This window comes from Kitasatospora sp. NPDC029367, from assembly GCF_055569135.1.
Map to the genome: position 1 here is coordinate 7,754 of NZ_JBVHYH010000112.1, position 11,011 is coordinate 18,764.

Consider the following 11,011-nt stretch of genomic DNA (forward strand, 5'->3'; position numbering starts at 1 on the left):
AAACACAACCCCAACCCCCACGACCCCCCCCCCCCCCCCCCCCCCCCCGGGGCCCTCCAGCCCGTGCTACTGCGCCCCGTCGTCCTTGGGGCGGTCGTTCCAGCGCGGGTCGTTCTGCCACTCGCGGTTGCGTTCGTTCGCGATGTCCAGGGCGTGGGCGGCCTCCTCGCGGCTGGCGTAGGGGCCGAGGCGGTCCTTGGCGGGGCACTCCGGGCCCTCCTCGACCTTGGCGTGCTTGATGCAGTAGAACCACTCGCCGGGCTGGCCGGTCGGCTTGCGGTTGAATCCGAGGGGCATGGCGTTCTCCCGTCCAGACGTTGGGGGTCGGTACCGATCATTCCCCGGGCGGGGCCGCCCTGCACACCGCGCGGGAACCGCCGGGCGGCGGCGGTTCCCGCGACTAGACTCGCCTGCATGGCTCTCGTACCCGGCATCCAGTCCCCCACCCGCAAGGTCCCGGCGCACATCGCGCGCCCCGAGTACGTCGGGAAGCCCGCCCCGACGCCGTACACCGGGCCCGAGGTGCAGACCGCCGAGACGATCGAGAAGATGCGGATCGCGGGCGGGATCGCGGCCCGGGCGATGGAGGAGGCGGCGAAGCTGATCGCCCCCGGCGTCACCACCGACGCGCTGGACGCCGTCGCCCACGAGTACATGTGCGACCACGGCGCCTACCCGTCCGACCTCGGCTACCGCGGCTTCCCCAAGTCCGTGTGCACCTCCATCAACGAGGTGATCTGCCACGGCATCCCGGACTCGACCGTGCTGGAGGACGGCGACATCGTCAACATCGACGCCACCGCCTACATCCACGGCGTGCACGGCGACCTCAACGCCACCTACCTGGTCGGCGACGTGGACGAGGAGTCCCGGCTGCTGGTCGAGCGCACCCGGGAGTCGCTGAACCGGGCAATCAAGGCGGTCAAGCCGGGCCGTCAGATCAACGTCATCGGACGGGTCATCGAGTCCTACGCCAAGCGCTTCGACTACGGCGTGGTGCGGGACTTCACCGGACACGGCATCAACACGTCGTTCCACTCCGGCCTGATCGTCCCGCACTACGACAGCGAGCGGGCCACCGAGGTCATCAAGCCCGGTATGACGTTCACCATCGAGCCGATGCTCACCCTGGGCACCTACGACTACGAGATCTGGCCGGACGGCTGGACGGTCGTCACCAAGGACCGCAAGCGCACCGCCCAGTTCGAGCACACCCTGGTGGTCACGGCGGACGGCGCGGAGATCCTCACCCTGCCGTGACCACCGCCGGGCGCCCTCGGGCGCCCGAGGGGGCCCGGCCTGTGGATCAGGCCGGCCCCTAGCCGATCAGCCACTGCTCCTCGGCGACGGCGCCCACCTCGGTGCAGGCGTCCGTGAGCACGTCCAGGACGCGCAGCGGGTCCGGCAGCGGCAGCTCGGGCCCGCGCAGCCACCGCACCTCGGAGCCGTCCGGCAGCGCGGCGGGCGGGAGCAGGGTGTACGAGCCGCGGCAGTGCCAGCGCAGGCCGGGGTGCTCGGACACGGTGTCCGGGGTGGAGTCGAGGGCGCTGTCCCACCACTCGTCCTCGTCCTGGGGGGTGCCGCGGGTGGCGGTGAAGAAGAGGTAGCGGTCCTCGCCGAGGGCGGCGACCGGGCCCTCGACGCCCAGCGCGGTCAGCCGCTCCAGGGCGAGCCGGCCGGCCTCGGCGGGGACGTCCAGGACGTCGTGCACCCGGCCGGTGGCGGTGACGAAGTTGGCCTGGGGGTCGCGGGAGAGCCAGCGGGAGAGCTGCTCCGGGTCGGTGGTGGCCTGGGTCTGCCAGGCGAAGGAGACCGGGTGCCGGGCCGGGGCCGGACAGGCCACCCGGTCGCAGGAACACCGGTAGCCGGCCGGGTGGGCGGCGGGTGCGAGGGGGAATCCGGCGCGCACCGCGCCGAGCAGCTGTTCCAGTCTGGCGGCCGGGTCCACGCCTCCCGGGCGGGCCCGCTCACGGTCACGCTTCTGCCACCAGGTCGTCCACCTGCTGCCGGCTTCCATCGTGCCCCTTCCGCGCAACTGCCGTGCCTGGTGCGACACAGCGTTCGACGTACCACTCGGACGCAACGCGTGGCGCTCCCCGCTGCTTCCCGGGGCGGTGCTCGGCCCTGCTGTCCGCGCCCCGCCGACCGCGGCCGGGGTCACCGGACGGCCGACGCCCGGGTCTCGGTACGCCTGTCGCGGCAGCACGCTGTCCGCGCCGGTGACGGCCGGAGGGCACGCTGACTCGCGCCTCGCCCGGCCCGTACGGGGCCCGCTGGCCCGGGGTGGACCCCGGGGGCGTACAGGAAAGGATAGGGGTGCGCGGGGCCTCCGGATGACCGGGGGCGGTGCCTCTCCGGTCACACCCCGGCCACGCGGGCCACACTCCGGGCACCCGACCCTCACCGCGCCTCCGCCCCCGGGTGCTCCCGGCGTGGCCGCCGCGTGGAGGTGAGACCCTGGAGGGGTGAAGAGCGCGGACACCGAATTCGTCGGCGGGCCCCTGGACGGGACGGTCCTGCCGATCCCGCTGGGGCCGATGCTGGGCGTGCCCAAGAAGTACAAGGTCCCGGTCCCCGCGCAGGGCGACTCCCCCGCGCGCACACTGGTGTACGTCCGGAGCAAGCAGGTGCGGGGGCTCAGCTGGTTCTGGCGCTACGAGTACGACGAGGCGGCCTCCACCGGCACCGGGTCCACCGGGCCCACGGAGCCGACCCAGCCCACGGAGGCGACCGGGCCCACGGAGCCGACCCGGCCCACCGGGCCCGCGGACTGACCGGCCGCCCGTCCCCCACCTTCGCCCTCCCCGGGAGGTCGGCATGGCCAGGACGGTTCGGCACTCCGTACGGCACGGCGGGAGCCGCGCACGGGCGGCCGCCCACCACAACCGGCAGGTCGCCTGGGTGACCGGTGCCCTGCTGCTGGTGGTCTGCCTCTACAGCGTCACGATCGGGCCCGACGGCTGGCTCTGGTTCGCCTGGGCGGTGCTGCTGCTCGCCTGTGTGGGCCTGTTCCTGGTCCGCCCCTGAGCAGCGGCACCGCCCGGGCCACCGGCCTGCGCCGGGACCGGCCCCCCGCACCCGTCAGTCATCCTCGGCGAGGACGAGGTACAGCTTCTTGCGGGCCTCGGTCAGCACCGCCAGGCCCTTGGCGCGCTGCGCCTCGGTGCCGGTGCGCATGACCTGCTGGACCGCCTGCTCGACCGCGGCCAGCGCCTGGCCGACCTCCTGGACGGCCTCCCAGTCGACCTCCCGGCCGGCCTCGGCCCACGGCTCCGCCGGGCCGGCCTCGGCCTCGGCGCGCCCCCGCTCGGTGAGCGAGACCAGCCGCTTGCCGCCGACCTCCTCCGCCGTGATCAGGCCCTCCTCCTCCAGCAGCTGGAGGTTCGGGTAGATCGAGCCGGGGCTGGGCCGCCAGGCCCCGTTGGTCCGTTCGGTGATCTCGGCGATCATCTCGTAGCCGTGCATCGGCCGCTCCTTGAGCAGCGCCAGCAGCGAGGCCCGGACGTCGCCGCGCCGGGCCCGGCCGCCGCGCCGCCCGTGCGGGCCGCCGCGCCGGCCGCCGTGGCCGCCGAAGCCGTGCCCGAACGGGCCGCCCATCGGCCGGCCGGGGCCGCCGCCGCCGAACGGCGGGCCGAAGCCGCCGAAGGCCGCCCGCCCCTCGAAGCCGCCGGGGCCCTCTCCGGGCATCCCCCGGAACTCCGGCCCCGGACCGCGACGGCGTCCGCCGCCGCGCGGGCCCTCCACACGAAATCGCATTCCTGAGCGCATGGCGCCCACCTCCTCGATGGTTCATTCCGTTCCAGCGAGACAGTCGAGTCACTGTCTCGATAGTTCGACGATATATCGGTGACTGTCGCTCGTCAACGGATACCGACACGGCTGCGACAGATGTGTGAGGTGACACGAAAGACTTCACTAGTGCAGGCAAAACTTCACTGACGGTTCACTGGTGCAGCGAACCGTTCACCGCGAGCCCCACGAGCGCGTACCGTCGCCCCATCCGGGCGAAGGAGGTCAAGGGTGGAGACCCATCCAGCGCGGCACGGGGTGCGCCGGCTGCCTGCCGCACCCGTGCCCATCCGTGGCGAGTCGCTGCTGAGCTGGTTTGAGCATTTCGCCGCAGGTTGGGCAGAAGGGGGGACGGACCTACTAGCCAAACGTCTCGGAGTCGGCTGGAAGCCGATGAAATATGCGGGTTCTTGGATGAGCCAAACGCTGATACTCTCCGACGAACAAATTCAAGACGTGGCGGCAACTTCCGGATTATCATCTCAATCCATTCAGTCACTCACCCTCCATCACTACCTGGACGGTCAGCTGCCAAAAATACGTCACGGCGACACTGATTCGTCCGGCATCTGGCGGCACTCTTATATTCGACGATCAGGGATCCATATCTGCCCACCATGCCTTGCTGAGAACCGCGGAAGGTGGCGACTTGAATGGCTTCTACCGTGGGTGGTCGTATGCCGATGGCACCGCCTCTACCTAGCAGAAAGATGCCCTCAATGCGGCGAGCCGTTCAAGCCCTGGCGGTTTCATCGAAGCAACACTAAGGATTGGTGTAGCCGCTACAGTGAAATCTCCCCGAGAAGTCATGGAGGCTGCCCCCATCTGCTACTCAATACCGAAACGACAGAGTGCACAGATACTCTACACATCGACGCACAGGATAGATTACTCGACCTACTTAATCCGCGCCCCGAACGCACCCACACCAAGAACATCAGCATTGATGATCTCTATGCAATCATGATGACTGTCATTGCGGCAGGCGATATCACCACCCAAATGCCAGGCACCGACTCTCATGTTCGCGACGCCTTCATTGAATTCGGCCAGCGCAACGTTCGAAGCGAATGGGCTCTTACCGCAACGCCACAGTTCTCCTACCCGCCGCTCGCCATCGCCGGCGCCCTCAGACCGTCGGCCCACATCCTTCTGGCCGACGATCCCTACCAGGCCGCCCAGGAGGTCCTTCCTAGCGCAACCTGGCGAGACTCAACCCCTCCCGACATCTCCTGGTTCCGGACGCCATCGCAGGCAAAAGCACTGCAATCCATGAGCCCGCAATTCTCGAACCTGGCCGACGGAATCCTAGATAGCAATTCCCATACCAACCGGGCCAATGAAATCAGACTCCGAAACTCCTACATCCTATGGAAGAAGCGAGCCGACCATCCAAACCAGTCATCACTTCCACCCAGCATTAATCTTCGCAAACATACGATGGGCAAAACACCTCGATCAGCCGATCCCCTCAGGAAGAGCCTGGTCTCAAGTCTAGGACTTGATGATCCAGTGCTATGGGGCGTCAACAGAGTCCCCGACGATCTGTGGACGCGGATAGAACCACTCCTGCCGCCTATTCCAGCATACAAGTACCCGCGGACACCGGACCGAAAATCCCTTGCAGCCATTATTTACGCGCTGCGCACAGGAGTCGTCTGGGGAAAGATTCCATCCGATGAGCTTGCCTGCTCTGGGACAACGGCCAGGAAGCGCCTACAAGAATGGACAGACGCCGGCGTATGGCGACGCCTTCACGATGGCCTGATGACCGAACTGAACTACACGAGGCAACCACACTCAAACCAAGCCCAAGAGGACGGAACGCATCTGGACTACTCTCGACTCGGGCCGGAGTTTATAGAACTTGCCCGCTGCATCAGTTGCCTCCAACGAATCCGACAAGCCCGCAGTGGCAACACGTAGAGCATCGTTCGATGTGGTTTTGGCGGTGCGTCGTTGTGCGGGGTCAGGTGAATACGGCATCACGGGCGGCCGATGCAAGAAGTCCCTGGGTCTCGTAGGGGATGCCGAGGCGGTTCCAGTGGAAGAGAACGTGGTGGGCCGTGATGGCGCGGATGCCGGTGGTGAGTGCTCCGTCTGACCAGATGCGGCTGAGGCGGACGCCAGCCCGGGTGAAGGCGTCGAGCCAGGTTGCGGCGTGGTCGGCGAAGGTACGGTCCGCCGTGCTGATGCCGGTGCTGGTGTCGGCTTCGAGAAGCTGGCCGATGGACGCGGTGAGGCGCTGGAAGTGTTGCGGCTCGGGGGTGTTGGTGGTCGGGCGGTTCCTTGCGATCCGTGCCCAGACGTCGCCCTGTTCGTACCAGTCGAGTCCGTTGGATCGCATCAGGGCGACACACAGGAGGACGGACAGCTCCCGCCGTTGGCGCGGATCGGGCTGCGCGAGGTAGCCGAGGATGTGGCTGCTGTCCTGGTGGAAGAGGCCGTGGGCGATGTCCATGGCCTGCTCTCCCCCGAACACGTAGGTCTCGGGTTCGTAGATGATGTTCGCCCATCGTGTGACGATGCCCTCGTTCCGCATCGTCGTCAGTGCACGCTGGACGGCGACATCGGCTTCCACGGCCGCGCCGGGCGCCGGCCGGTAGCGGATGCGCCAGTCGGCCTTCCTCATGAAGAACCAGGACTGCACCGTCCGGTCCCGCTCCGCGGCGTTAAGGGCCGGTCCCAGGTGGGTGCACGTCGCCGCTTCGGCCGCGTGCCGGTCGGTGAACCTGATGTTGATCTGACGCCACTCCATGGCTGGTCTCACTTTCCTGGCTGGTCAGTTGAGCAGAAGGCAGCGGTCCCACCCGGTGGCAGTTGTTGTGCTGGCGCGGTAGAGGGCCAGCGCGATGCCGGCTTTGCCTTCGAGGAACCCCGGGTCAGCCCCGGGACGGGCGTTCGCGAGGCTGCCGAGGATTCCGGGAAGGTGCACGGCGATCTCGGGGTTCCGGGCGTCCGCAGCCGCCGCGCAGACGGTCTGCACAATGCCTGCCCAGCCATGGCAGATCCCGGTGTCGTGGAAGCGTTCCAGCTGGTCCGGGTCCGAGATACAGTCGATCAGCGCGGCTTCGGCCTGGTCCTGCCGGATCTTGTCGCCGAGGGCCTGTCCCGCGAGTTGCTGGGCGCGGGCGAGGCCCGGGGTTCCGTAACACCAGGATGGCCGCATCGGGCCGTGCTGGTGGGCTACTCCGGTGTCGTACTCGGTCTTGGTGACCCACTCCGGCCACCATGCTCCGGCTGGCCCGTCCTGGCGCCACCGGTCCAGCCACTCGCAGATCCTGCGGATCGCATCGGCATGACCGTCGACCACGACTCCCTGCTTCATGGCGAGAGCAAGGAGCGCAAGCGGGCCGGCGATTCCGTGTGCCATGCCGAAGTTGCCGTGGCCGTGCGGGAAGTCCGGGGACGGCTCCCCGGCGGGGCCGAGGCCCGTCCACCATCCTGGGAGCCCGGTGGCATCGATCGGTTCGGTGAGACGGACCAGATAGACGAGGACGTCACGGGTCAGGGTGGCCTGCGGGAAGCGGCGCAGGTGATGGGCGCCGAGACCGGTGAGGCCGTAGATCAGGTCGAACTCGGCGAGGGCCGGTGATCTGCGGCGGTCGATGCGGGCGTGGGCGGCGTCGAGGCGTTGCCGCGTCACGGTCTCGGTGGCTGCGTCGAGGGCGGCGAGCGCCCGTGCGTACCGGCCGCTCTGCCCGCTGGCGCCGTGGAGTGTGAATGCGAGGGCCGGTGCACCGTAGAAGAGCGTCGCGTGGGGCCCGGTGTCGGTGCCGTGCCGGACGGCGGCTTCGAGCCAGGGCTGGGCCGTCTCCCACCTTCCGTGCCCGGCTTCTGCCCGCTCGATGTGCAGGAGGGCGATGCCTGCGGCGCCGCGGATCAGGGACTGCGGCATCAGGGCTGGATGGCCGTCATCGGCGGGGACCTCGGTCAGCTTCCCGGTGAGGAGTTCTGCCGCGTTCCGGGCCTGTTCGGTGACCGTGGTCATCGTGTCCCGTCCCTGGTCCGCGACTTCCAGGTGAGGGCCGCTGCTCGGGCGAGCCGGTGAGCCGTCCTCTCGCCGTCCGGATCGAGGCCGGCCGCCCGGATGTGGTGAAGGTGCAGCAGTGTTCCCAGGACCCCGGAAGGAGTCGGGGCGCCGTCCTGGAGGAGCAGGTCCCGGTAGGCCGTCAGGGCTGATCCGCGCTCCCTCCAGGCCGCGTCCACCTCTGGTGCACACCGCGGTGACGGCGTTCCGGCCCTGGTGACGCCAGGTGCGGTCAGCGAGAGGGCGTCCGCGAAGAGGGTCCGGTCCAGTGGTTCCGTCCGGTCGGTGGTGATCTTGTCGATGAGCCAGTCATCGGCCGTGGTCCTGTCGCCGAGGAGAGCGGTGGTGAGGTCTATGAAGCTCGCCGCGGACAGGGCGTGGAGGTCGAGGCCGCTGGTCGAGGAGTGGGTGATCTCGGCTATCGCCGCGAGCGAGTCGGCCATGAAGACGTTCTCGGCCGCTTCCATCGTGGCGCCGTTGCCGAAGCGTCCGCTCTCCGGCAGGTAGGTGTCGAGCTGGAGATGGCTGATGAGGCCGATGGTGCGGAGCTTCGCGGTCCAGGCACCGAGGTGTCGGGCGGCCGTTGCGAAGCCGTCGGTACCGGTCCTGAACCGCAGCCGCAGGTGCGGATCAGGGTCTGCGTACCTCAGGAACCACCACGCCGGACGGTGGAGGTCGTCCAGCAGATCGGGCAGCAGCGCGGTGAGGATCTCGCCTTGGCGTTCCGGGTGCCCGTACAGCTTGGCGAACAGCCACGGGGAGTCGCCGGGCAGATGGCCGTCATCACGCCGAAGCGGTCTGTAGGAGACCTCGGGCTTCGTGACGGCGGCCGGTGCGGTCGACGCGAGGGGCACCACGATCTCGTGGGCCCTGCCGCCGATCCACCCGTAGTCGGCGCTCCTGGCGGTCTCGGCAAGAACGCCGGCACCGTGTTGGTCGAGATGGGCACGCAGGAGGGCCCGGTGCCCCGGCTCGTCCAGGTCCAGCGGCAGCTCCTGACCGTTCTCGTCTAACTGGACATGCGACGGCACGCGGAACCGGCGCCGCCATGCCTCGACGGCCGTGTCCCATTGGGGCCACGGTGACCTCCGCCCCGGGAACTGGTCTGCGGTGACGGTCCAGCGGGCCGGAGAGAGGACCGTGCGGCCGTAGCGAAGGCGCGGCAGGAAGGGCAGCTCGTCGGCGGCGCCCCAGTAGAAGCCAGCGAAGGTCGCGGTGTGGGCGCGCACGACCTCGCACAGGAACCGGACGACGGGCTGGGTGTGGTTGCGGAAGTCCACGGCGTTCATCACGGTGGGCTCGATGAGGCGGCCCGTGGAGACGGAGACCAGCCGCATCGTGGTGCCGTCGCTGGTGACCGCCAGATCGTCCAGGGCGATGGTGCCCTCGCCGGCCTGGTGGTGCTCGGCGAGCGGGATCACGTGGGCCAGGACGGCTGGGGCCCGGTTGACGTTGCCGGTCCGCACGTACAGCGGCGGGCACGACACCTGAGCGGCGACGGCGTTCTCCTCCAGGGTCGGAAGGGCCGCGTAGCTCTTCATGATCCGGTCGCGATCAGCCGGGTCGAGAATGCTCAGGAATCGGCCGGTGGTGGCCCCGGCCGCCCTCAGGGCCCCAGTCACCGTGAGCTGGAACCGCCCGGCACGCAGGTCCGCGAGGGACGGTGCCAGGAGCTGGAAGGCCAGCTCGGCGTGGGGCACCGGGACGGCGCTCTCGATGCCGTCGAACGCGATCCGGTCGATAGCCTTGTCGTCCAGCAGCACTTCGATGCTGCCGTCGATAGCAGCCTCCTGCCCGAGAGCGATGAGTCGGCGGTCCCGTTCGGAGAGGCCGGAGGCCGGCTTCTTCAACCGCGAGCCACGGTACGTCGCGGGGAAGCCGAGGCCGCTGTCCGCGTGGACCAGCTCAGCGACCGGCACCACCGCGCCGGGGCCGAAGCGCTCGACGAACCTCATGTGGTAGTCCGCCCACACGGAACTGCCGAACGGGTAGGGCGTAAGCCGCGCCAGAGCAGCGGCTGCTGCTGCTGCCTCGCGAGCGACGGCGGAAGGCAGTTCGATCTGGCAGTCCACCGCCAGGTCCGTCATCAACGGCTGCTTCACCGTGCTGGTGAAGGCCGACATCTTCGTCATCGCCCGGCGGCGGATGAGGCGCCGCTGTCCGGCGTCGGTGCACCCGTTGTGCTCCGCCAGGTCCAGCGCAATATCGCGTAACTGGACGGCCGGCACCGCGGCGTCGACGACTTCCTGCGCCCGCGCCAGGTCGAGCTGGGCAACGAGGTGAACGAACGCGTCCGTCTCTGCGGCCGAGGCGTGCAGGCTGGTGATCAGGATGCGCTGCTTCACCAGGGAACCGATCATCCCGGCCACGGCGTCGGCCGGGGCCTGCGGGAACTCACCGGAGAGCAGAGCAACCAGGCGGTTCACCGTCACCGGTGCCCGTGCGGCGCTCAGCACGCTCTGCACGGGGAGGCTGTTGCGGACTGTCACCTCGGCGGGGTCAAGGTCGTCCGGTCCGCGCGTACTCGGCTGGCATGGCAGGACCAGCCGGTCGCCTCGCACGATGCACAGGTTGTTGGCCACGACCGGAAGCCTGCCGAGGAGCTCCGGTATCGCTTCCAGCCGGGTGATCACCTCGTCCATCCAGACGGCGTCCGGCCGCACCACGGGGCGGTGGTCATCGCCCCACCGGGCCATCGGCTCGCCTCCGATGCCGACTGCGGCGACTCCGGCGAACAGCCCGAACGGTGTAGGCCGCCCGGTGAGGCGGAGCAGGTAGCGGGTGATGGACATCACCAGCCGCCTCATCTGCCGGTCATCAGCAGCCTGGCCTTCGAGTACCGCGTCGATGCGGTCGGCCAAGGCCGGGCTCGCCGTGCGGATCGCCTCCGAGACCGACGGGTTGCCCCAGGCATCCTCCAACCAGCCGTGCCAGTTCTCGCGCTGGGTCGCGCCGCTGTCGACGGTGTTCGGCCACGGCGGCAGGATCATGCCTTCCGGGTAGGCGGCAGCACGGACGAGAGCTGCGTTGACGTACGTAAACAAGCTCCACCTCATAACGGAGACGGGGCTGGGGGGGGGGGGGGGGGGGGGGGGGGGGGGGGGGGGGGGGGGGGGGGGGGGGGGGGGGGGGGGGGGGGGGGGGGGGGGCGGGGGCGTTTCCTCCCCTTCCCCCCCCCCCCTCCCCTCCCCC

10 protein-coding genes are annotated in these 11,011 nt (G+C 69.3%); 4 read left to right on the top strand and 6 right to left on the bottom strand.

What is annotated here, in order from left to right:
- Window positions 1-66 precede the first annotated feature (66 nt).
- Complete coding sequence (locus ACZ4W5_RS36095; protein WP_360228121.1) at window positions 67-297, bottom strand: hypothetical protein; 231 nt, start codon at window positions 295-297, stop codon at window positions 67-69.
- A gap of 117 nt (window positions 298-414) precedes the next feature.
- On the opposite strand from ACZ4W5_RS36095, the gene map reads away from it, so the two are divergent.
- Complete coding sequence (gene map, locus ACZ4W5_RS36100; protein ID WP_360228124.1) at window positions 415-1,260, top strand: type I methionyl aminopeptidase; 846 nt, start codon at window positions 415-417, stop codon at window positions 1,258-1,260.
- 58 nt (window positions 1,261-1,318) lie between these two features.
- Here map and ACZ4W5_RS36105 read toward each other — a convergent pair whose 3' ends face one another.
- Window positions 1,319-2,017: a bifunctional DNA primase/polymerase gene (locus tag ACZ4W5_RS36105; protein WP_360228127.1), complete on the bottom strand. Its 699-nt coding sequence runs from the start codon at window positions 2,015-2,017 to the stop codon at window positions 1,319-1,321.
- Between the two features lie 448 nt (window positions 2,018-2,465).
- On the opposite strand from ACZ4W5_RS36105, the gene ACZ4W5_RS36110 reads away from it, so the two are divergent.
- Together ACZ4W5_RS36110 and ACZ4W5_RS36115 are read left to right on the top strand one after the other, a co-directional pair.
- Window positions 2,466-2,774: a hypothetical protein gene (locus ACZ4W5_RS36110; protein WP_465659356.1), complete on the top strand. Its 309-nt coding sequence runs from the start codon at window positions 2,466-2,468 to the stop codon at window positions 2,772-2,774.
- 43 nt (window positions 2,775-2,817) lie between these two features.
- Window positions 2,818-3,027, top strand: coding sequence for a hypothetical protein (locus ACZ4W5_RS36115; protein WP_360228133.1), 210 nt, complete (start codon window positions 2,818-2,820; stop codon window positions 3,025-3,027).
- Between the two features lie 54 nt (window positions 3,028-3,081).
- Here ACZ4W5_RS36115 and ACZ4W5_RS36120 read toward each other — a convergent pair whose 3' ends face one another.
- A complete protein-coding gene (locus tag ACZ4W5_RS36120) occupies window positions 3,082-3,687 on the bottom strand; it encodes a PadR family transcriptional regulator (RefSeq protein WP_360228136.1) in 606 nt (201 codons plus the stop codon).
- A 333-nt stretch (window positions 3,688-4,020) separates the two neighbouring features.
- On the opposite strand from ACZ4W5_RS36120, the gene ACZ4W5_RS36125 reads away from it, so the two are divergent.
- Window positions 4,021-5,715, top strand: a complete 1,695-nt coding sequence (locus ACZ4W5_RS36125; protein WP_465659358.1) for a transposase — start codon at window positions 4,021-4,023, stop codon at window positions 5,713-5,715.
- Between the two features lie 43 nt (window positions 5,716-5,758).
- On the opposite strand, the gene ACZ4W5_RS36130 is transcribed toward ACZ4W5_RS36125, so the two are convergent.
- The 3 genes from ACZ4W5_RS36130 to ACZ4W5_RS36140 are packed head-to-tail and all read right to left on the bottom strand — an operon-like array spanning window position 5,759 to window position 10,809.
- Complete coding sequence (locus ACZ4W5_RS36130; protein ID WP_360228139.1) at window positions 5,759-6,547, bottom strand: thiopeptide-type bacteriocin biosynthesis protein; 789 nt, start codon at window positions 6,545-6,547, stop codon at window positions 5,759-5,761.
- 24 nt (window positions 6,548-6,571) lie between these two features.
- Window positions 6,572-7,780, bottom strand: a complete 1,209-nt coding sequence (locus ACZ4W5_RS36135; RefSeq protein ID WP_360228142.1) for a lanthionine synthetase C family protein — start codon at window positions 7,778-7,780, stop codon at window positions 6,572-6,574.
- Window positions 7,777-10,809 (bottom strand): lantibiotic dehydratase, encoded by a 3,033-nt coding sequence (locus ACZ4W5_RS36140; RefSeq protein ID WP_465659360.1) that lies wholly within the window; start codon window positions 10,807-10,809, stop codon window positions 7,777-7,779. The genes ACZ4W5_RS36135 and ACZ4W5_RS36140 overlap by 4 nt, the downstream gene beginning before the upstream one ends.
- Between the last annotated feature and the right edge of the window lie 202 nt (window positions 10,810-11,011).

Coding starts and splice junctions, on each gene's coding strand:
- ACZ4W5_RS36130 (WP_360228139.1), bottom strand. CDS start 6,547: ATGGAGTGGCGTCAGATCAACATCAGGTTCACCGACCGGCACGCGGCC.
- ACZ4W5_RS36105 (WP_360228127.1), bottom strand. CDS start 2,017: ATGGAAGCCGGCAGCAGGTGGACGACCTGGTGGCAGAAGCGTGACCGT.
- ACZ4W5_RS36095 (WP_360228121.1), bottom strand. CDS start 297: ATGCCCCTCGGATTCAACCGCAAGCCGACCGGCCAGCCCGGCGAGTGG.
- map (WP_360228124.1), top strand. CDS start 415: ATGGCTCTCGTACCCGGCATCCAGTCCCCCACCCGCAAGGTCCCGGCG.
- ACZ4W5_RS36120 (WP_360228136.1), bottom strand. CDS start 3,687: ATGCCCGGAGAGGGCCCCGGCGGCTTCGAGGGGCGGGCGGCCTTCGGC.
- ACZ4W5_RS36135 (WP_360228142.1), bottom strand. CDS start 7,780: ATGACCACGGTCACCGAACAGGCCCGGAACGCGGCAGAACTCCTCACC.
- ACZ4W5_RS36140 (WP_465659360.1), bottom strand. CDS start 10,809: ATGATCCTGCCGCCGTGGCCGAACACCGTCGACAGCGGCGCGACCCAG.
- ACZ4W5_RS36115 (WP_360228133.1), top strand. CDS start 2,818: ATGGCCAGGACGGTTCGGCACTCCGTACGGCACGGCGGGAGCCGCGCA.